Origin of the sequence: Flavobacterium sp. ZT3R18 (assembly GCF_007097385.1) — a bacterium.
Lineage (GTDB): Bacteria > Bacteroidota > Bacteroidia > Flavobacteriales > Flavobacteriaceae > Flavobacterium.
On record NZ_VJZS01000002.1, the window covers coordinates 215,417 to 236,109 of the forward strand.

Below are 20,693 nucleotides of genomic sequence, written 5' to 3' on the forward strand. Positions count from 1 at the left end.
TTCGTTTATGAATGAGATAAGAATCTAAATAGCAGAACAATATGACTATGTTTGATGATTATTAATTAACCAAACCTAGAAAAAATGAAAAAAACCATTAAATTAGTTGCCGTGTTATTTGTAGCTGGAATTTTTGCAGTAAGCTGTAATGATGAATCAGATTCGACAGAAAAAACAAACGATCAAGCAGTAGCCCCTATAGATAATTGGGAAACTACAAATCCTACAATTATAGCATCCATAAATGCAGAAATTGAATTAAAAAGAAAAACAGGAAAACTCGCAGCTGCTCAAGTGTATCGTAATTTTAGATTAGAGACCGATTCCCAAACACCTGCTGATGTCATTGCATTGATCAAAAAGGAAATTGATCAAATGTACACATCGGGATTAAAAACTACTACATTGGCAAAAATGGACGATGTTACTTCAATATATTTGGCCTCTTCGGCCTCACGAGGATTGTATTACAGTAATAGCAGAGTAGTTATAAATGATTATGCTACTTATAGAAGTGTAAAGCAGTCTGTAAGCGGAGTTGTTGTTCATGAACTTACTCATTATTATCACGACAGACATGTATCGGGTGGATTTAATAATTCTACAGTAATAGCATCTTATAACAGCGCTAAATCTAGAAGGATATATCCATCATCGGCTTATGTATTATCCAATAATGTCGAATATTTAGGAACCAGTGCAGAAGCTTATTTTGCGGGAACCAGTCGAGATCCTTACAACAGAGCAACTGTGACTCAAAAAGATCCGCAATTAACGGCTTTTATTAATGCTAATTTCTAAAACGTAAAAAGCTTAGTTATCATTTTTTACACTTTAATCTAACAATTTTATAAAACAAAAGGGCACTAATCTTTGAAAAGATAGTGCCCTTTTTAAGAACTCATTTGTTTTTAATCCAATTCCTCAGTCAACTTTTTAAATACGGCTTTGGCTTCTTTTCCTTCGTACAATACTGCATAAACAGCATCAATAATAGGAGTTTTGGCGCCGTAACCTTGGTTGAGTTTATACGCACTTTTTACGGCATAATATCCTTCGGCAACCATACTCATTTCCATTTGTGCGGCTTGTACGGTATATCCTTTTCCAATCATGTTTCCAAACATTCTATTTCTCGAAAACACAGAATAACCCGTAACTAATAAATCTCCCAAATAGGCGGAATCATTAATGTTACGCTTCATTTTATGCACTTTCTTGATGAACTTTTTCATCTCACGAATCGCATTACTCATGATAACCGATTGAAAATTATCTCCATAACCCAATCCATGTGCGATACCTGCAGCAATAGCATAAATATTTTTAAGCATAGCGGCATATTCAGTACCAATTATATCGTCTGTGATTTTTGCTTTAATGTAATTTCCAGATAAATTTTTGGCTACGATAGAGGCTTTGTCAGGATCACCACAGGCAATAGTTAAGTAAGAAAGTCTTTCTAAGGCCACTTCTTCAGCGTGACAAGGTCCAGTAATTACACCAATGTTGTAATAAGGAATGTCGTATTTGTAATGAAAATGCTCCCCCACAATTAAACTAGTTTCAGGAACAATTCCTTTTATGGCAGAAAAAATCACTTTGTCTTTGAGAGAAACCGTTAATTTTTCTAATTCATCATTCAAAAAAGCAGAAGGAATAGCAAATATAATGTAATCTGCATAAGCAACAGCCTCGTTGATATCATTGGTAAGTTTGAGTTTGTTGTTGTCAAACTCTACAGAACTTAAATAATTAGGATTGTGTTTGTAGGCTTTAATGTGTTCAATGGCAGCTTCATTTCGCATATACCATGAAATCTCAGGAAGATTAACACATAACATTTTTGCTATAGCAGTTGCCCAACTTCCGCCACCAATTACTGCAAATTTTAAATTTTCGGCCATTTTTTTATTAAATTTAATCAAAAGTACTTATAAAAGTGGCAATAATACAAATTAATTTTAATACGATCCTTAGATTTTGTGGGACTTTAGGAGGAGAATAAAAAAAATAATCAAAAAATAAATTATTTTTTGATTATCATGCAATATATATTGATTAGCTGCGTTGTAACTCTCTATAATTAAACAATTTAGAAGTTAAATATGAATATTGAATTAGTTAGTTTTGTTTTAGTACTTTGAAAAGGCGTTCCTAATGGTTAATTGAACGCCTTTTTTTATTTCTATATTTTGTTTTTCTCCCAACGCTTTCCAACCTCTTTTTTAAAAGCGTTCGACTATAAAACCATTTGTTTGCCCAATGTTTATGTTTTCTACATTTTACATATATTTGGTACAACAGTTTTATTTTTTAGAATTCAATTGAGCTAATAATTGCTCGGCCACCAGTTTGGATGAAGCCGGATTTTGACCTGTAATTAATAAACCATCTTCCACCGCATAAGGATGCCAATCGGCGGCTTTGCTATAGGTTGCTCCATTGGCTTGAAGAGCATCTTCCAATAAAAAAGGTACAATTTTGGTTAATCCTACTGCCTCTTCTTCGGTATTAGAGAATCCAGTTACTTTTTTGCCATTCACTAAAAATACACCATTAACTTTTACATTTTTCAAAACGGCAGGCGCATGACATACAAAGGCAATTGGTTTTTTATGTGCATAAAACGACTCAATCAAAGCAATGGAATTTTTATCTTCTACAAGATCCCAAAGTGGGCCGTGACCTCCGGGGTAAAAAACCGCGTCATAATCCGCTTGATTAACATTGGCTAATTTTTTGGTATTTTTTAGTTTTTCCAATAAAACAGTGTCGGCATCAAATCGTTTGGTATCTTCGGTTGCCGATGATGGATCGGCGCTTTTTGGGTCAATTGGGGGTTGCCCTCCCTTTGGTGTAGCAATGTCTATACTCACGCCTTGATCTAGCAATGCATAATACGGCGCTGCTAATTCTTCCGTCCAAAATCCTGTTTTCTCCCCTGTGTTACCCAATTGATCGTGACTGGTAACTACGAATAATACTTTTTTCATCTTTTTGTTATTTTGTTTTTGTGCTGTTGCCATAAAGCAACCCACGGTTAATGCTAGAATAGTTAATACGGTGATTTTCTTCATTGCTTATTTTTTGATAGGACAAATTTAGAGCGAATATGGTATTTGTAAAAATAATTTAAATTATGTTTGTGATAAATATATTTATATCATGGTTAATCTCGAATGGTACAGAACGTTTAAATCGGTTTATAAAAACGGAAATTTTTCTTTAGCCGCCAAAGAATTATTTATAAGCCAACCCGCTGTAAGTCAGCAAATAGTAATGTTGGAGGCGCATGTGGGCTACAAGCTTTTTAATCGAAAGTCCAAAGGGGTTGAACCTACTGAATACGCTAAGTTACTCAATAATCTAATCATTGATGCCTTAGACCGATTGGAAAATGTAGAGAACGGTTTTCGAGCCAAAGCTTTTAATGCCAATCGTTTACTTTCGGTTGGGATTTCCAGACATTTGATGAGTAGCATCGGGAGTGCCTTGCTCGCCAAATTTGATTTTATCGATTTTACCTTCCATAATAATGATGCACTGTTTGATTTGGTAAATTCCAAAAAACTCGATTTTGCAATTGTTTCCAAAAAATTTGACACCTTTGATACCATTCAGAAAAAAGTGGGGGAGATCAAGCAAGTTATTGTAGGGTCAACAAATATTGATCTTTCCGTAATAAAAGCGAAAATTAAAATCAAAGAGTTGGAAACAATAGAAAACTGGTTGAATGAACAAAAATGGTACAGTCATGATGCGGGGATTCCTCACATTAAATTATTTTGGTTGCATGTTTTTGCCAAGAAAAGACCATCGATGATTGCCAATTACATCATTCCATCCGAATATGAAATGCTGGAAATTCTTTCTAAAAACACAGGAGTAGCGGTTACTTGGAATATCAATGCTAAAAATTTGATTCAAGAAAAGAAATTGCAAATGATTTGGAACAGCAAAGAAATGCCGAGTACGGATGTGTTTTTACTATCGGGCAAAAACGATAATTTGACTGCTATTTTTCAGGATATAGAATTGGAATTGAAGGGAGTTTTGGGTTAACTACTTCTTATAAAAATTATTATGATCAATATATTCCCAAACTTTTAGGGGCAATAAAGGTTGAACATTCTTTCCGTTTTTAACATTTTCCCGAATAAAAGTCGAGGATATTTCAACAACTGGAGCGTCTATCAAGTGAATTTTTGGATGGTTTTTTAAATCTAAATTTTCAATTTCTGTAGAGATTCTCGGATAAACATAAATGTCATGATGTTCCAAAATAGCTTCGTAGTTTTTCCATTTGTGGAAAGACTTTAAGTTGTCTTCTCCCATAATTAAGGAGAACTCGTGATCAGGATATTTTTCCTGTAAATGAACCAAAGTATTCACAGTGTAATTAGGTTGCGCTAACTTAAACTCAATATCCGAAGGTTTTATTTTAGGAAAATCTTCGGTGGCCAGATACACCATTTGCAAACGGTGGTAATCGTCGAGTAAGGTGTTTTTCTTTTTGAGTGGGTTGTGTGGCGTAACGACCATCCAAACTTGATCCAAATCGGAATGTTCCGCCATGTGATTGGCAATGATAAGATGCCCAACATGTATGGGGTTAAACGTTCCGAAATAAAGTCCTGTTTTCATGCGTATTTAGTGGTATTATTATGGGGTTTTATTATTACAGTTGTAAAACAAAAACGATTTAAACAAGTCTTCGGAGTTCATTTTTCTAATAAAATCTTCATTGTTTTAGATCTTCTATGATTTTTCTCTTTCAAAAATAGTTAGCAACCAAATTCTAGACATCGGTAGTTTCTTGTTTAGATAGTTCTACTTCTGATAAATAATAATAAGAAGTGCAACTAGAAGTAATTTAAATTTCTAGCAACTGAGTTCCTAACGCTGTTTTTAGAGAGTAAATTTAGAGAAATAAAACAAAGAAATCTAATTCTAAAGATTGTCGCTAATTAATTGACGGATTATGGGATTGAAATTGTAGAAATTTGAGTCCACCTTGTTATGCAGTGGTTTCTTTATTTGATATTTTTTTAATTTATTTCCAGCATCATGTTTTGATACCGGCAAGAAATATCTTTGCACCATTATGACAGAGAAGGATTATGCCGTTATGAACTTGCGGCAGTAAAAAAAACAAAAATAGATTATGGAGAAGATTATTTTAGGGTTAGTGTTTATGTTAAGTGTAGTGAGTTTTGGTCAAGAAAAGGAATTTTCTTTCACTAAAGAAAAAGGTTTTACGGAATATGTTGTAATAGACAAAATCGGTCAAACAGATAAGGAATTATACCAAAAAGCATTAGGTTGGATTAATGAAACTTACAAGAACCCCGAAAAGGTAATATTAGCCAAAAACGACAACTCTTACATTAGAATTGAAGGTATGGATTCTAATATTTCTTGGATGAAGGTTATGGGTATGACAACATATTACTCAACTAAATACGAAATTGAATTTTACTTTAAAGATGGTAAAGTTAAGTTTGATATTACGAGTGTTAACACCTATACTGAAGCTACAAAGTATGCTTCTGGTGGTTGGTCAAAGAGACATTATTATTCAATGCCGTTAGATGAAAGAACATCTGATTTAATTTTCAAAGAGGATGGTACATTTAGAAATAACTATCGAGATATTCAAACAAATGTTGAATATTACAATGGCTTAGTAAAATCGATGGATATTTATTTAAGAGGTGAAGCAAAATCACAAGCATCAAATTGGTAATTTGACATATGCCATTAGAGATGTATATGACGCTAATGGATTTCCAACGGAAATATAAAACTGATAAAACGTAGATAACTTATAAGTATCTTTAAAAAAAATAATTGATCAAAACAGCATGAATAAAGAAATAATAGAAAAAGTAACAAAGTCTTGTAATGAAATTTTTGCAGACCAAAAGAACTATAAACTCCCAGATGAGTATAATTACGGACATTTGCCACTATGTGTAATCGACTCCATATTTTCAATTGGGGTGAAATACGAGGCCGTTAAAAATGTAGTCAACCGTTTTTGCGACCATTACAAAATCGACAAATCCTCAAACACTGAAGAGCTGACAACCTCACACTTTTTGGAACTAATGGAGCAGCAAACTGTTCAGGAACTAGCTGAAAACATATATAAAAACCGCCAAAGAACCTCCACGGTCAGTGGAATTCTGAAATCAGAAGCAGTTGTGTTATTCCTAAAAGTGTTACAGAAGTACAAAGTAGAAAGCTTAAACGACATTGATAAAATCATCACTAACGACCAATTTGAAATTGAAATAAAAAAAATATCTGGACAAAAAAGTGGGATTTCTTTACAATATTTCTTTATGCTTGCTGGTTCAGATGATTTAATAAAACCAGACAGAATGATTCTTCGTTTTTTAGAGAATATTTTAGAAGAAAAAGTAAGTTTAAATGATTGTCAAGTTATTCTTACTGGTGTGACAGAGCAATTAAAAAATAATGGTTTTAATATCACAGCTAAAAAACTTGATAATTTGATTTGGAACTATCAACGAGATATTCAAACAGATTCTCCGACAATTCAAGATGACACTCTGTAATGTGAGTGTAAATAGAAAAGCCGTCAATCACTGACGGCTTTTTGCATATAAAGGAATTATTGATTCCGCTCCATTGCTTCCTTGAAATAGTTGAAAAATCTTTCACGCAAGTGCAAAGGCTCAATGATTTCAATTGAACGAGCATGAGACAATAGTTCTGTAAATAAATCGTCAATAATTTTAATATTGAGAGTGACCTCCACACGTCCATTCTTTTCTTTTATTTCTTGTTCGGGAAGGATTGGGTACGATTTGATGTAATTAGCTTCTTCCTTGCTGTAAGACAGAATTACCTTTTCGGCAGGGCTTTCAGAAGTATACATGGCAAAACAATCTTCGTATTTTTTTATCAACTCCAACTTGTTTAGTTTTCTTTCGAATTTGTTTCCGTTTTCTTCTAATAATGTTATCCTATCAAGTCCATAAGACCGAAACGTTCCATCTTCTTTAGTTCCTAAAACATACCAACGTCCACGACTTTCTTTTAGAGCAAGAGGCTATAAAAAGCATTCTTTTAATTCCCCCGATTCGTTATTGACGTAATTGTGATGTAAAAATGTAACTGCTTTTTGGTCTTCTATACACTTTTTAAGTATAAAAAAATGTTCCGTACCTGTGGCTTTTCTTTTCTCGGGAATGATAAATTCATTTACCCCATCAGTACTGTGAACAAAAGCAAGTAACTCAAAAGTTTCTAGGATTAAAAGAGCTTCTCCCTCGATTTCGCCATCAATTTTATATCCTTTTGCTTTAGAATCGTATCTTAAATTGGGAGTGAAAAATTGTTTTATAGCTTCAATATCACGCTTAAAAGTTGCTGGTTTTATATCGAATTTTTTTTGTAACTCAGCCACTGAAGGGCATTCTACTCTTTGAATTTCTCTCAAAATGGAAACCTGCCGTTTTAACGGTTCAAAATTTGACATAGTTTTTTGTTTTAAAAGAGAAAAATCTAAACAATCACTTTTTTTGACAGTTTAGATTTAATCCTTTACTAATTGACATCAATATTATTGTCTTCGATTGTTTTCTTATAATAGTATTTTGCTACCTTAATTTTTGATATTTTTTGTGAAAATTCAACTTCTGAAAAATAGCGTAAAAAATGTAACTGTAAGTTGTTAAGATTTTTGGCTACTGTGCTTATTTTTTTACTTTAGAAGTAAATTAAACCAAAGAGTTTTTTAAATGCAAATAAAGAAACTAAATCCGTGGGTACTAGTTTTATCACTTAAATAAATCACTATGGGTTCCTGTTCTGGCCAAATAGATCGTGTTTCCATCAACATAATACCAAATTAGTAACCAATCGGGTTTTATGTGACACTCCCAACAACCAGCATAATCCCCACTCAAAGTATGAGGTCTGTATTTTGCAGATGCTTCTCCTGTACTTTCTAATTCGGATATTATTTTTTTAAATTCGGAGAAATCATAATTCCTTTTCTGACAAAGTTTAACATCCTTTTTGAATTTTGATGCGTAAATTAACTCGTACATTAAATCCCAAGTGATTTGAATAAGTCTTTAGAATTCTTTGTTTTAGTAAGACCTACACCGTTTTTTATGTCGTTTATAGCCTTTACAGTTTCAGCATTAGGAATGTTGTTAGTTGCGGGATGTTTTTTTTCTTTAGCCGTAGTTTTATCTGATGCAACAGGATTTTTAATTATTTCTAATCCTTTCACATCTTTAAAAAAAGTCTCAGCCATTGCCAAAAAGGCTTTTCCAGCTTTGCTGCTTTCGTCTAAATTTACAGTAAATGAAGTCATCGTTTTGTTGTTTTATAGTACAAATGTACAAAATTATAGAATCCTTCATTTTTTAAAACACAAAATAAAACTGTAACCAGTTAGTAATTAGTCTTTAGGTTAGAATCAAAATTTCTAACCTAAAACAACCAAAATAGTTTTTAATTACAGATTTTTTTCCTTTAATCCTTCACAAAATCCTTTACCAACTGATAGGCTTCTTCAAGGGCGGTAGGCAAATCGTAGTTTTTGATAATCACATCAAATTGCGGTGCAGTAGCTAGTTCTACAGATGCTTTGGCGATTCGCATATTGATTTTGTCATCGCTTTCGGTAGAGCGTTCCTTCAATCTTCTTTTGAGTTCATCTACGCTTGGCGGTTTTACAAAAACAGCTAAGGTTTCCTCTGGAAATTTATGCTTGATACGCAATCCGCCCGAAACATCGATGTCAAAAATCACGTTTTTTCCTAAAGCCCAAATACGTTCGATTTCGCTTTTTAGGGTGCCGTAGAAATTATCTCTGTACACTTCTTCCCATTCCAGAAAATCTTCGGCTTTGATGTGTTTTTTGAAATCTTCGGTAGAGATAAAATAATAATCTGTTCCGTTGATTTCTTCGCCACGTGGCGCGCGTGATGCAGCAGAAATGGAGAATTCCAGATTCAAATCTTCTTTTCCTAATAAATGCCTAACTATAGTGGTTTTCCCAGATCCAGATGGTGCTGAGAATACGATTAATTTCCCTTGTTTCATTTTGTAATATTCTAATTCAAAATCTGATGTCAGACGCGATAAATCGCGTCTCTACAGTACATTCAATACCTGTTCCTTAATTTTTTCCAATTCGTCTTTCATCTGCACGACCAATTTTTGCATTTGTGCGTGATTCGATTTGGATCCCATAGTGTTGATCTCACGACCCATTTCTTGGGTAATGAATCCTAGTTTTCTACCGTTGGCTTCGGTTCCGTTAATGGTTTCTAGGAAATAATCAAGATGATTGGTTAGACGTACTTTCTCTTCGGTAATGTCTAGTTTTTCTAGGTAATAAATTAACTCTTGCTCAAAACGGTTTTCATCTACGTTTACTTTTAATTCTGAAATGGCAGTTTGCAAACGGTCTTTTATCGCTTGAACGCGCTCTGGGTCTAGTGCCAAAGCTTCAGTCATGTATTGACGAATGTTTCCGATTCGCAACTGAAATTCGTTTTCTAGTGATTGCCCTTCGTCTTTTCTGAAAGTCAGGATATTTTGCAACGCTTCTTCGATAACGGTCTGAATTTGAATCCAATCATTTTCGTCGATCTCGTCACGTTCTATTTTCATTGTGTCAGGCATACGAACCGCCATTTTCATCAATTCGGTTTCATCGGCATCGGCATAAACTTCTCTCAATTGGCTGATGTAGGCTTTCACGATTGGCACATTCACTTTGGTGGTGGTTTGTTCTGCGGTACTTTCGATAAAAATAGAAAAATCTACTTTACCTCTTTCCAGTTTCAGGGCGATTTGGTTGCGAAGACCCAATTCCATTTCGCGGTAAAGCGAAGGCATTCGAACGTTTAAATCTAAACCTTTGCTGTTTAAGGATTTTACTTCTATTGTAATTTTTTTGGATGGTAATTGCAAAGTGGCTTTACCAAAACCCGTCATCGATTGTATCATATTGTTTTCTAAAAGAGGTCAAAGATAAGGAAAAAGTTTTTCAGTCTCAGTCCCAGTTTTTAGTCTCAGTAGCCAGTTTGACTCTGAGACTGAAAACTGAGACTGCTAACTCTTTTTCATTGTTACCAAATAAACTCCGGAAAACACCAAAATAGCCGAACCAATTTTGACCAAACTCAGCTCATCTTTGCCTAAGCTAATAGCAAAAACAGTAGCGAACAAAGGCTGTAAATAAATGAAAACAGCAACAGTGGTTGGTTTTAATTCTTTCATCGAAAGGAGATTTAGCAAATAGGTTAAGAAGGTTGAAATGACAACTACAAAACCTATTTTCCAGTAAATATCCGTTGGTACAATAGCCCAATCAACTGTAGCAAATTGGCTCCAGCCAAAAGGCAAAACCATTAGGAATCCAAATAAATAAATCCATTTTACAAAGGTAAAAGCATTGTATTTATGCATCAATTTTTTGACGATGATTAAGTAAAAACCATAGGAAATGGCATTGACCAAAACCAGGAAATTACCCAAGCTAGCATTCGTGGCGCTCCCGATAGATTTTCCGTAAAGGATCAGAAAAGCAGTTCCTATTAATCCCAGAATAATCCCAAACACTTTGCGTTTCTGCATGCGTTCTTTCATGATTATTGCCGATAGCACCAAAACAATCATTGGCGTTGTTACCATAATAACGGCGGCAGAAATAGGAGATGTCAAACTCAGTCCCTTGAAAAAAGTCAACATATTAAAAGCCACACCAAAAAAAGCTGACGCAATGATACGCGGAAAATCATTGAGGGCAATTTTTTCATTTTCGTTTTTATTAAAAAGGCTCATTAGGAACCACACCAACCAAAATAAAAGCATAGAACCTCCGGCGCGTAATAAAATAAATCCGTAGGCATCAATGTATTTTGGCATTACATCCTTGGCAATGGTAAAAGTTACTCCGTAAATTATGGAAACGATGGTTGCGCCGATTAAGGCTAGATTTCTTTTTGACATTAAAATTTGGGGTTTTGGTTTAAATTTTTTCTTTCCTCATATTGTAGGTTTAGAGGGAGAGGCTTTTATTCTAAATCTATACTTTTTATCAGTTCTCGAATGGTAGCATCAGAAATTGTAGTGTGATCTGATTTATCGTAAATAGAAAGTAAATAAACGGTTTCTTCTTGAATGTAAATATAGGTAATAACTCTGGCACCACCACTTTTACCTTTCCCTTTGGAAGTAATTGCCATTCTAATTTTATAGCAATTTTGAATGATTTCATCGCCCATTTTTGGGTTAATTTCTAAGTTATCCAAAAGTTTTTCATAGTCTTTTGGAATAGAACGATGTTTTTTTGACAATGATTTTAGTTCTTTATCAAATGTTGGGATAGAGATGATTTTATAACTCATCTAATAATTCTCTTGCGGGTCTTCCTTTTAGTTTTCCAGCTTTTATCAGCTTCATTTCTTCAACAGCTTGTCGAATGTTGTTTAAGATTTCTTCTTCTGTTTGTTCTGGTTCTTCCCAGATTTTCAGATTTTCATACATTGCTTTCATTTGTTTCCATTCTTTTATTGGAATAAAAACTCCCGCAGGTTTTCCATTTTCGTTTTGAATGATTTGTAAACTCATGGCATTGATATTTAGAGTGTAAAGGTAATTAAAAGTTTTCAGTCTCAGTCCCAGTTATCAGTTTGAGATAAGAGACTAAAAATCGTAGCTACTAACTCTTCTTCTGTGTAACCAAATATACTCCAGAAAATATTAGAATAGTCGAACCAACTTTAACGAAACTCAAGGTGTCTTTTCCTAAGCTTATTGCAAAAATGGATGCAAATAAAGGCTGTAAATACATAAACACTGCGACTGTGGTTGGTTTTAATTCTTTCATCGAAAGTAAATTTAATAAATATGTTAAGAAAGTCGAGATGACTACCACAAAACCTATTTTCCAGTAAATGGTCGTTGGTACAATAGCCCAATCAACGATAGCAAATTGGCTCCAGCCAAAAGGCAAAACCATTAGGAAACCAAACAGATAAATCCATTTTACAAAAGTAAAAGCGCTGTATTTATTCATTAATTTTTTGACAATAATCAGATAGAACCCATAAGAAATGGCACTAACCAAAACCAATAAATTCCCAAGTTCTGATTGGGAAGTATCGCCTATAGACTTACCATAAAGGATCAAAAAAGCAGTTCCAATCAAGCCTAGTACGATTCCCAAGACCATTCTTTTTTTGATGTGTTCCTTCATAATAATAGCCGAAAGCACCAACACTATCATAGGAGTAGAAACCATAATTACAGCTCCTGAAATGGGAGAGGTCAAACTCAAACCCTTGAAAAAAGTGAGAAAATTAAAGGCCACACCGAAAAAAGCTGACGCAATGATACGCGGAAAATCATTGAGGGCAATTTTTTCATTTTCGTTTTTATTAAAAAGGCTCATTAGGAACCACACCAACCAAAATAAAAGCATAGAACCACCGGCACGTAATAAAATAAATCCATAGGCATCAATGTATTTTGGCATTACATCCTTGGCAATGGTAAAAGTAACTCCGTAAATTATGGAAACGATGGTTGCGCCCATTAAGGCTAGATTTCTTTTTGACATTAACCCAAAGCTTTCATTACTTGTAACATATTTTGTTGCGTATTACCAATGTATATTTTGTCGTTTATGATAAAAACGGGGCGACTCAAGAAGGTATAATGTTCCAAGATGTATTTCTTGTAATCATCCTCAGTAAGGGATTTGTTTTTTAAATCCATCGATTTGTAGAGTACTGCTTTTTTGCTAAACAAAGTTTCGTAACTTCCAGAAAGGCAGTACATTTCTTCTAGTTCTTCAGCTGTAATTGGGTTTTGTTTGATGTCGTGAAAAGCCAGATCATGGTCTTTCGGAAGAGATTTTATAATTTTTCGGCAAGTATCGCAGGAAGCGAGATAGTATATTTTGTTCATATTTTCTAATTTCTAAATGCAAAGGAAAACATTTGACACTTAAAATGTTTAATTTTATCGAAAATTTCCAAATCGCAAGAAAAATGCACAAAATGTTTAATGTTACTAGAACGAGCAGAAAAGTACTGTCCCAGTTTATAGAAAATTTTACTTTAGATCAATTGAATGAAATTCCGGATGGATTTAATAATAATTTGATTTGGAACATCGCTCATATTGTGGTAACGCAACAACGATTGGTTTATAAATTTTCGGGGTTGCCGTTGAGAATCTCTGGCGAAATATTCGAAAAATACAAAGGCGGAACCAAACCAAACGGAGCTGTTTCTCAATCTGAAGTTGAAGAGATTCAGTCCTTGCTTTTTGAAACCATTGATCAAACCGAAGCCGATTTTAACAGTGATGTTTTTAAAAATTATCAGGAATATACAACTTCTATCGGTTTGACTATTACAAGTATTGAAGATGCCATTTCTTTTAATAACTATCATGAAGCGCTGCATACCGGAGTAATAATGAGCATCAGAAAATTTATTTAACCTTCGAATTTATTATTTTCATTAAAAATTAGAAAAAATGCAACAAACATTAGACATTACAAGAGTCAGCAGAAAAATGGTAGCTCCATTTTTGGAGAACTATACCTTGGAACAATTGAATAAGATTCCAGAAGGATACAGTAATAATTTAATTTGGAATATTGGACATATAGTTGTGGCACAGCAATTATTGGTTCATAAATTATCCGGTTTGCCGATGATGGTATCTGAAGCAATGATTGGTAAATACATGAAAGGAGCCAAGCCAGAAGGTATAGTGACGCAAGCCGAGGTAGATGAAATCAAAGCATTACTGTTTAAAACACTAGATCAAACTGAGGCGGATTACAGCAATAAAAAATTTAATAATTTTCAGGAATATCCAACTTCAACAGGATTTGTCCTAAAAAGTGCCGAAGACGCTATAGCATTCAATAGCTTTCATGAAGGACTTCATGTTGGAATAATGATGAGCCTTAGAAAGTTGGTGTAATATTTAGAAAATAAATTGGTTAGCGTTGAGACTAACAAAAAAATAAAAATAATGAAATTCAATACTAAAGTTATTCACGGAGGACAACACCACGATCCTAGCACTGGAGCAGTAATGCCACCGGTATATCAAACCTCGACATTTATTCAAACCAGTCCAGGTAAACCATTAAATCCAGACTACGAATACAGTAGAGCTGCAAACCCAACGCGATCTGCGCTCGAAAATGCTTTGGCTAGTATAGAGAACGGAACTAGAGGATTGGCTTTTTCATCTGGATTAGCAGCAACCGATTGTATTCTAAGATCTTTTAAAGCCGGGGACGAAATCATTGCTATGGATGATTTGTATGGTGGAACCTATCGCATGTTTACCCGAATTTATAAAGACAGCGGAATAAAATTTCATTTTGTAGATATGAATGATTTGGAGAAATTCAAGTCGTTAATCAATGAAAATACCAAATTGGTTTGGGTAGAAACACCAACTAACCCATTGATGAAGTTGGCCGACATTCAAGAAATTGCCAAAATAACTAAGGAAAAAAAGATTCTTTTTGCAGTCGATAATACTTTTGCAACGCCTTACTTGCAAAAACCCTTAGATTTAGGTGCCGATATCGTGATGCACTCGGCTACAAAATATCTGGGAGGACACTCGGATGTAATTGCGGGAGCTTTAATTGTAAAAGATGAAGCCTTGGGAGATCAATTGCATTTTCAGCAATTTGCCACGGGAGCCACTCTAGGGCCAATGGATAGCTTTTTAGTTCTTAGGGGAATAAAAACCTTGCATTTACGTGTGCAAAGACATTGTGAAAATGGAGCCAAAATAGTCGAATTCTTAAGCAATCACCCCAAAATAAAAACGGTTTATTATCCAGGATTGCCAAGTCATCCGTATCATGAAATTGCCAAAAAGCAAATGAGCGGTTTTGGAGGTATGGTTTCGTTTACATTTGTATCTGGTAAAAAAGAAGAAGCTGTAGATTTTCTAGAAAGATTAAATGTGTTCACTCTTGCAGAATCTCTTGGAGGTGTAGAGTCATTGGCGAATCATCCTGCCTTGATGACACACGCATCAATTCCTGAAAACAAAAGAAAGGAAATTGGGATCACTGATGATTTAGTACGTTTGAGTGTGGGTATTGAAGATGCCGAAGACTTGATTGCCGATTTGATGCAAGCATTAGCATAAGTCATAATTAAAAAAAAATCCCAACCTTAAAAAACTAAGAGTTGGGATTTTTTTTAATAATCTAAATAAATAATATAACCTGCACCAATAAAAGTTAGCCAATCATTGGATTTGTTTTCTTTGTACAAATCTTTATTAGGATTAAGTCCGTCAACCCAATCCGAATTGAAATATTGGGCTCTTATATCAAATACTAAATCCGACATTCTGTTTAATTTATATCTAGTTCCTAGGTTTAAAACTTGAGAAGTTACAGCTTTACTTTCGTTAGAATATCCATAAGAGCGACCTTCAGACGGGGCTAAATATTTGGAAAAAGTGGTAATAGGATTGCCTAGTTCGCCCATAGTAGATGTAGCAGTGGTGGTATAAGAAGTGATTTGCATTCCCAAACTAATGTAAGGGGCAAAACTTCCTATTGTGTTCTCAAAGTCATGAATGTCGAAAGGGTAATATTCTAGTTGTGTACCCAAGTTAATTAACATAGTAGAGCCTCGCATTGCTTGAAGTTGCTTAGATCCTACAGACGTTCCTTTGGTCCAAACTCCATAATGTTGTAAATTGGTTTTACTGTATGAAAGTTCAGATCGTACCTTGAAGTGTTCATTGAAAAAGCGATTTGAATTGTCATTATATGAAAAGTTCATATAATCAACAATCGCAATTCCAAAGCTCATATTGTTTAAGTTGGTTGTTACATCGCCTCGTTGACCGTAGTCGGATCGAAATTCAGTCCCCCCAATAATAACGCCAATTTCATGGACAATTGCTGATTGTGAAAAGGAGCTATAAGGGAGGTTTATTAGTAGTAATAATGCAAGCGTTCTTAGTTTAATCATGGGAGTAGGTGGTATTTTTAAGGCTCGGCAAAAGTATAACGTATATCGGAATAAAAGAAATGTCTTTTTATTAAAATGCTGTTATAGATGCTCATTTCAAGAAGATTATGGGGGTATTTGTAGCCAATAGTTTGAACCCGGAAAGAGGTTAGGCGGATAAAATAGATGTAATGCGTGGAAAAACAGGCATTTATAACCGGTGTTTCAGTAGGGGAGAGAATTGCATTATTAAGTTAATGAGTGTCAAAGTTTTTTTGAATAAAAATAGAATTGTATCTAGAGATGAAATAGAATTCTGATTTTTAAGAGAATATAGAGGGAGGAAAGATCGAATGCAACTGCAAAATCAAGACTTATAAAACTAAAAACAGTAGAAACTTTTGTTTACTATTGTCTGAAAATTGTAATTTTATTTTTTTAATTGTCTAGATAATAGATGTATCCTAAAGCAATCCATACTGTAGCGTCATTGCTAGTGTTTTCTTTATAGATGTCTTTATTTGGATTTAGTCCATCAACCCAATCTGAATTAAAATATTGTACCTGAATATTAAACAACAAATCCGATATTGGGGTTAATTTATATCGTGTCCCTATAGTTGCAACTCCAGAGAAAACGACTTTACTTTCGTTAGAAAAACCATGAGGGCGACCGTCTGATGGAGTTAAGTATTTAAAAAAGGTTGTCGAAGAATTTCCAAGCTCTCCTAAAGTTGAGGATGCCGTGGCTGTATAATAGCTAACTTGTATGCCAAGACCTACAAAAGGGCCAAAAGCACCATAGGATCTCTCGAAGTCGTGTATATTAAATGGAGAATATTCTAATTGTGATCCAAAATTTAAAAGCTGCGTTGAGCCATACATTGCTCTAAGTTGTTGAGTCGCTATAGAATTACTGCTGTTATCAACCCATTTTCCATAATGTTTCAAATCAGTTTTGCTATAGGACAGTTGGTTTCTTACTCTAAAATGTTCAGTAAAAAAGCCGCCTCGGTTGTTGCGGTAAGAAAAAGATAAATAATCAAGGACACCAAAACCATATCCAGAATTTTTTAAATTCGTTTTTTCATTATTTTTTTGACCATAGTCCGATCGTAACTCTAGTGGTCCGGCAATCACACCTATCTCATGTGAAATCCCAAACTGTGAAAAGACGTTATTAGACAATCCTATAAAAACTACTAAGGTAATTGTTTTAAGTTTGATCATGATAGGTGGTATTTTCAATGCTATACAAATATAAGGAAAAACAACGACTACTGAAATACCGAAAAGGAGAAATAAAAAACAACCCCTAATTGAATATTCATTGTAAAAAATGCAACGATTTTGCTAAAAATGCAATTTTCGGAGCTTAATTCGCAATTAATGACTAATAAAAAGATAATTCGATTAATATTATAAAAAAATAAGCCTTAAATAGTCGCATAAAATGTATCTTTGTCCGATCTAACGAAAACGTTTTCTTAAAACGTTGATAATTTAATGATCATGTCACAAAGTATTACAAATTTTATCGAATTGGTTGCCAAAAAAAATCCGAACGAGCCGGAATTTATGCAAGCTGTTGTGGAAGTTGCTGAAACAGTAATTCCTTTCATCGAAGAAAACAAAAAATACCAAAACAAAATGATTTTGGAAAGAATGGTCGAGTCAGATCGTATCATTATGTTCCGAGTAGTTTGGGTAGATGATAAAGGGGACACGCAAGTAAATAGAGGATACCGTATTCAAATGAACTCGGCCATCGGACCATATAAAGGAGGAATTCGTTTCCATCCTTCTGTAAATCTAAGTATTTTAAAATTCTTAGCTTTCGAACAAACTTTCAAAAACAGTTTGACTACATTACCAATGGGTGGTGGAAAAGGTGGAGCAGATTTTGATCCAAAAGGAAAATCAGACAATGAAGTAATGCGTTTTTGTCAAGCCTTCATGACAGAATTGTCGAAACATATTGGTGCTGATACAGATGTACCTGCTGGAGATATTGGTGTAGGAGGAAGAGAAGTAGGGTATATGTACGGTCAATACAAAAGATTAAGAAACGAATTTACTGGAGTTTTAACCGGTAAAGGAATTTCTTTTGGAGGATCATTAATTCGTCCAGAAGCTACAGGATACGGAGATGTATATTTTGCACAAAGTATGTTGGCTACCAAAGGCGAAAGCTTTACAGGGAAAACAGTAGTAATCTCTGGATCAGGAAACGTAGCACAATACGCTGCCGAAAAAGTAACTCAATTAGGAGGTAAAGTAGTTACTTTATCTGATTCTGCTGGATACATCTACGATGCAGACGGAATTGATGCTGAGAAATTAGCACATGTTATGGAAATCAAAAATGAGCAAAGAGGAAGAATTAGCGAATATGTTGCTAAATATCCAAATGCAAAATTTGTAGCAGGTAATCGTCCATGGGAAGTAAAATGTGATGTAGCCTTGCCTTGTGCAACTCAAAATGAGTTGAACGAAGAAGAAGCTAAAACACTTGTTGCCAACGGATGTATCTGTGTTGCCGAAGGAGCAAACATGCCTTCTACTCCAGAAGCGGTTCATGTTTTCCAAAAAGCTAAAATTTTATTCGCTCCAGGAAAAGCTTCAAATGCTGGTGGAGTAGCAACTTCAGGACTTGAAATGTCTCAAAACTCATTGCGTTTAAGCTGGAGTTCAGAAGAAGTAGACGAAAGATTAAAAGTAATCATGAAAGATATCCACGCGTCATGTGTGAAATATGGTACTGATGCAACTGGTTATGTAGATTACGTAAGAGGAGCCAACATTGCAGGATTTGTAAAAGTAGCCGATGCTATGCTTGCTCAAGGAGTGGTATAAGAATTTTAGATTGCAGTCTTCGGAAGCTGAGCTTAATCTTCGGAAGCTGAGCTTGTCGAAGCTTAGATTTAGAATGTAAAAATCATAAATATTTTAAAAATGCCTTTTTTCTGTAAAGATTAAAGGCATTTTTTTATGCTTATAGAGGGCGGAATCCAAATTCCAAATCCCAAAAAATCTAAAATCTGCAATCTAAAATCATTTGGGCGAAACCCCATTATAGTAAGTGGGCTACTTTCGGTGCCGCATATTCGCCCACTTTCTATAATGCGGTCGGGCTATACGCGCTACTTCGGTAGCTAGCTTCTATCCCTTTCGCGAACACCACAACTTCAAGGGAAGCGAGAGATTTATGTTCTTTCAAGACCAAAAGAAAAATCACACATTCAAAAAAACTCTTAGGAAATTGTAAGGATTATTCAATATATTTGGGAACAATACACAAAGGTTATGGAGTAGTCTGTATTCATCTAGTTTTGGGTGGATTTGCGATACTTTGTAGCGTGTATATACTAGTTGTGCGTAACTTTAACACATATAACTCTCTAACAACAACTTTGATATTATTAAAACTTTTAAATTAACAAATACAAATATGAAAAATTTTACTATTCGACTTCAATTACTATCAATTATTTTACTTCTTACAGCGTGCTCTCCACTATATTTAGTAGGGAAAAATGATTTTCAACAAATCCCAAAGGGATCAAAAAAAGTAATTGTGAATGTTTCTTATGCCACAGACAGCTTGTTTAAGATTGTATCCAAAAATTTTGCTAGAGAGGGATGTCCTGTTCAAACAGACAAAAATGCTATGCAGATTTATTGTAACGGAAAATCAGTAGAAGGCGGTACTCTTTTGAAGGCCATGGCATTTGTTGAACCAACAGCCACTGGAAGCCAAGTTATATTTTCAGGTGAATGGGGATTAAATCAAGAGGGTCAAATAATGATGCAAGCAGCTACAAATATTCAATATAATGCAACAAGTCCAATAGTGTTTGAGAAAAATGGAACATCCAAAACCGATGTTGCATTCCAATATTTAGTTCTTTTTGCTCGCCAAATCGAGAACGGAAATATAAGTTATTCAAATTAGAAAAGCTACGCACAACACTTGCTCACAAGAGATTTGGGCAATTGGCTTAATGGAATAATGGTTTTGTATTTGGGATGTTTAGGCAAATCCGAATATAAGGCTTAATTTAACCCCAAACCTCTTGTAGCAAGGGAACGTTAATACAATTATTAAAAGACAAATCACAATAATGGATTATCACTTTAGAAAAGCTAAAATTTCTGAAATCCCTCTAATATGGGATATTTTACAATTAGCCATAATAAGGAGAAAAGAGGACGGAAGTGATCAATGGCAAGATGGTTATCCAAACCCCGCAGTGGTGCAAAAAGACATTGAAAAAGGGGAAGGATTTGTTTTGACCGAGGGAAAAACGATCGTCGGATATAGTGCGGTATTGATCAATGATGAACCTCAATATGCAAAAATTGAAGGAAAGTGGTTAACCAATGATGATTTTGTTGTGTTTCACCGAGTGGCTGTTTCCGAAAAGTATTTAGGAAAAGGCTGTGCCCTAAAAATGATTGGGTATATAGAAGATTTTGCACGCAATAACAACATATACAGCATAAAAGCAGACACGAATTTTGATAATAGTGCAATGATGAAAATTTTTGAAAAATTGGGCTACACTTTCTGTGGTGAAGTGTATTTCAGGGGAGGGCAAAGAAAAGCATATGAGAAAGTGTTACAAAAAGCTAAAATCTAAAATCTGCAATCTAAAATCTCTTTTCCTTTGT

Annotated in this window: 25 protein-coding genes and 1 pseudogene; 10 read left to right on the top strand and 16 right to left on the bottom strand. The window is 34.4% G+C overall.

All coding sequences use genetic code 11. From position 1 onward, the window contains the following. Positions 1–84 precede the first annotated feature (84 nt). A complete protein-coding gene (locus FNW52_RS03490) occupies positions 85–801 on the top strand; it encodes a hypothetical protein (protein WP_143376048.1) in 717 nt (238 codons plus the stop codon). Positions 802–911: 110 nt separating this feature from the next. Here the strand turns inward: FNW52_RS03490 and FNW52_RS03495 are convergent, their stop codons facing one another. Both FNW52_RS03495 and FNW52_RS03500 read right to left on the bottom strand, forming a co-directional pair. Further along, on the bottom strand, positions 912–1,907 hold the full coding sequence (locus FNW52_RS03495) for an NAD(P)H-dependent glycerol-3-phosphate dehydrogenase (RefSeq protein WP_143376049.1): 996 nt from the start codon (positions 1,905–1,907) through the stop codon (positions 912–914). Positions 1,908–2,309: 402 nt separating this feature from the next. Beyond that, complete coding sequence (locus FNW52_RS03500) at positions 2,310–3,080, bottom strand: type 1 glutamine amidotransferase domain-containing protein (RefSeq protein ID WP_185965911.1); 771 nt, start codon at positions 3,078–3,080, stop codon at positions 2,310–2,312. An 88-nt stretch (positions 3,081–3,168) separates the two neighbouring features. Here FNW52_RS03500 and FNW52_RS03505 point away from each other — a divergent pair, with 88 nt between their 5' ends. Then, positions 3,169–4,065 (top strand): LysR family transcriptional regulator, encoded by an 897-nt coding sequence (locus FNW52_RS03505; protein ID WP_143376050.1) that lies wholly within the window; start codon positions 3,169–3,171, stop codon positions 4,063–4,065. Here the strand turns inward: FNW52_RS03505 and nadD are convergent, their stop codons facing one another. Beyond that, a complete protein-coding gene (gene nadD / locus FNW52_RS03510) occupies positions 4,066–4,647 on the bottom strand; it encodes a nicotinate (nicotinamide) nucleotide adenylyltransferase (RefSeq protein WP_143376051.1) in 582 nt (193 codons plus the stop codon). 520 nt (positions 4,648–5,167) lie between these two features. On the opposite strand from nadD, the gene FNW52_RS03515 reads away from it, so the two are divergent. Beyond that, positions 5,168–5,749 (top strand): DUF4468 domain-containing protein, encoded by a 582-nt coding sequence (locus FNW52_RS03515; protein ID WP_143376053.1) that lies wholly within the window; start codon positions 5,168–5,170, stop codon positions 5,747–5,749. A 118-nt stretch (positions 5,750–5,867) separates the two neighbouring features. Continuing rightward, entirely contained in the window at positions 5,868–6,587 is a 720-nt protein-coding gene (locus FNW52_RS03520) for a hypothetical protein (RefSeq protein ID WP_143376055.1), read from the top strand. Positions 6,588–6,643: 56 nt separating this feature from the next. On the opposite strand, the pseudogene FNW52_RS03525 reads toward FNW52_RS03520, so the two are convergent. From FNW52_RS03525 to FNW52_RS03575, 11 genes and pseudogenes are all read right to left on the bottom strand, one after another. Continuing rightward, positions 6,644–7,072: pseudogene (locus tag FNW52_RS03525) on the bottom strand (WYL domain-containing protein); the annotation flags it as partial. Between the two features lie 12 nt (positions 7,073–7,084). Beyond that, positions 7,085–7,513 carry a hypothetical protein gene (locus FNW52_RS03530; protein WP_143376058.1) on the bottom strand — a complete coding sequence of 143 codons (429 nt, stop codon included), beginning with the start codon at positions 7,511–7,513 and terminating at the stop codon, positions 7,085–7,087. 301 nt (positions 7,514–7,814) lie between these two features. Continuing rightward, a complete protein-coding gene (locus FNW52_RS03535) occupies positions 7,815–8,087 on the bottom strand; it encodes a type II toxin-antitoxin system YafQ family toxin (RefSeq protein ID WP_143376060.1) in 273 nt (90 codons plus the stop codon). Then, the gene (locus FNW52_RS03540) at positions 8,087–8,359 is read right to left on the bottom strand and encodes a hypothetical protein (RefSeq protein WP_143376061.1); all 273 of its coding nucleotides are present in this window, start codon (positions 8,357–8,359) and stop codon (positions 8,087–8,089) included. The genes FNW52_RS03535 and FNW52_RS03540 overlap by 1 nt, the downstream gene beginning before the upstream one ends. A 161-nt stretch (positions 8,360–8,520) precedes the next feature. Further along, a complete protein-coding gene (gene gmk / locus FNW52_RS03545) occupies positions 8,521–9,093 on the bottom strand; it encodes a guanylate kinase (protein WP_143376063.1) in 573 nt (190 codons plus the stop codon). Between the two features lie 51 nt (positions 9,094–9,144). Beyond that, positions 9,145–10,005: a YicC/YloC family endoribonuclease gene (locus FNW52_RS03550; protein ID WP_143376064.1), complete on the bottom strand. Its 861-nt coding sequence runs from the start codon at positions 10,003–10,005 to the stop codon at positions 9,145–9,147. A gap of 105 nt (positions 10,006–10,110) precedes the next feature. Continuing rightward, the gene (locus FNW52_RS03555; protein WP_143376065.1) at positions 10,111–11,010 is read right to left on the bottom strand and encodes a DMT family transporter; all 900 of its coding nucleotides are present in this window, start codon (positions 11,008–11,010) and stop codon (positions 10,111–10,113) included. 65 nt (positions 11,011–11,075) lie between these two features. Further along, positions 11,076–11,408, bottom strand: coding sequence for a type II toxin-antitoxin system RelE/ParE family toxin (locus FNW52_RS03560; RefSeq protein WP_143376067.1), 333 nt, complete (start codon positions 11,406–11,408; stop codon positions 11,076–11,078). Further along, a complete protein-coding gene (locus tag FNW52_RS03565) occupies positions 11,398–11,631 on the bottom strand; it encodes a hypothetical protein (protein ID WP_143376068.1) in 234 nt (77 codons plus the stop codon). Before FNW52_RS03565 ends, FNW52_RS03560 begins: the two co-directional genes overlap by 11 nt. 91 nt (positions 11,632–11,722) lie before the next feature. Next, positions 11,723–12,622 (bottom strand): DMT family transporter, encoded by a 900-nt coding sequence (locus FNW52_RS03570; protein WP_143376069.1) that lies wholly within the window; start codon positions 12,620–12,622, stop codon positions 11,723–11,725. Beyond that, positions 12,622–12,972, bottom strand: coding sequence for an arsenate reductase family protein (locus FNW52_RS03575; RefSeq protein ID WP_143376071.1), 351 nt, complete (start codon positions 12,970–12,972; stop codon positions 12,622–12,624). Before FNW52_RS03575 ends, FNW52_RS03570 begins: the two co-directional genes overlap by 1 nt. A gap of 83 nt (positions 12,973–13,055) precedes the next feature. Between FNW52_RS03575 and FNW52_RS03580 the strand changes: the two genes are divergently transcribed. Genes FNW52_RS03580 through FNW52_RS03590 form a run of 3 tightly spaced genes read left to right on the top strand, consistent with a single transcriptional unit; the run spans position 13,056 to position 15,201 of the window. Next, positions 13,056–13,511 carry a DinB family protein gene (locus FNW52_RS03580; protein WP_143376073.1) on the top strand — a complete coding sequence of 152 codons (456 nt, stop codon included), beginning with the start codon at positions 13,056–13,058 and terminating at the stop codon, positions 13,509–13,511. A gap of 37 nt (positions 13,512–13,548) precedes the next feature. Beyond that, positions 13,549–14,004: a DinB family protein gene (locus FNW52_RS03585; RefSeq protein ID WP_143376074.1), complete on the top strand. Its 456-nt coding sequence runs from the start codon at positions 13,549–13,551 to the stop codon at positions 14,002–14,004. Positions 14,005–14,046: 42 nt separating this feature from the next. Next, positions 14,047–15,201 (top strand): cystathionine gamma-synthase, encoded by a 1,155-nt coding sequence (locus tag FNW52_RS03590; RefSeq protein WP_255515483.1) that lies wholly within the window; start codon positions 14,047–14,049, stop codon positions 15,199–15,201. Between the two features lie 53 nt (positions 15,202–15,254). Here FNW52_RS03590 and FNW52_RS03595 read toward each other — a convergent pair whose 3' ends face one another. Both FNW52_RS03595 and FNW52_RS03600 read right to left on the bottom strand, forming a co-directional pair. After that, positions 15,255–16,040: a glutamate dehydrogenase gene (locus tag FNW52_RS03595; RefSeq protein ID WP_143376077.1), complete on the bottom strand. Its 786-nt coding sequence runs from the start codon at positions 16,038–16,040 to the stop codon at positions 15,255–15,257. 417 nt (positions 16,041–16,457) lie between these two features. Continuing rightward, positions 16,458–17,249 carry a glutamate dehydrogenase gene (locus FNW52_RS03600; protein WP_143376078.1) on the bottom strand — a complete coding sequence of 264 codons (792 nt, stop codon included), beginning with the start codon at positions 17,247–17,249 and terminating at the stop codon, positions 16,458–16,460. Between the two features lie 282 nt (positions 17,250–17,531). On the opposite strand from FNW52_RS03600, the gene gdhA reads away from it, so the two are divergent. The 3 genes from gdhA (at position 17,532) to FNW52_RS03615 (ending at position 20,662) form a co-directional block, all read left to right on the top strand. Next, on the top strand, positions 17,532–18,875 hold the full coding sequence (gdhA, locus tag FNW52_RS03605; protein WP_143376080.1) for an NADP-specific glutamate dehydrogenase: 1,344 nt from the start codon (positions 17,532–17,534) through the stop codon (positions 18,873–18,875). 595 nt (positions 18,876–19,470) lie between these two features. Beyond that, positions 19,471–19,974 carry a hypothetical protein gene (locus tag FNW52_RS03610; RefSeq protein WP_143376082.1) on the top strand — a complete coding sequence of 168 codons (504 nt, stop codon included), beginning with the start codon at positions 19,471–19,473 and terminating at the stop codon, positions 19,972–19,974. Between the two features lie 169 nt (positions 19,975–20,143). Beyond that, positions 20,144–20,662: a GNAT family N-acetyltransferase gene (locus FNW52_RS03615; RefSeq protein ID WP_143376084.1), complete on the top strand. Its 519-nt coding sequence runs from the start codon at positions 20,144–20,146 to the stop codon at positions 20,660–20,662. Positions 20,663–20,693: the final 31 nt, after the last annotated feature.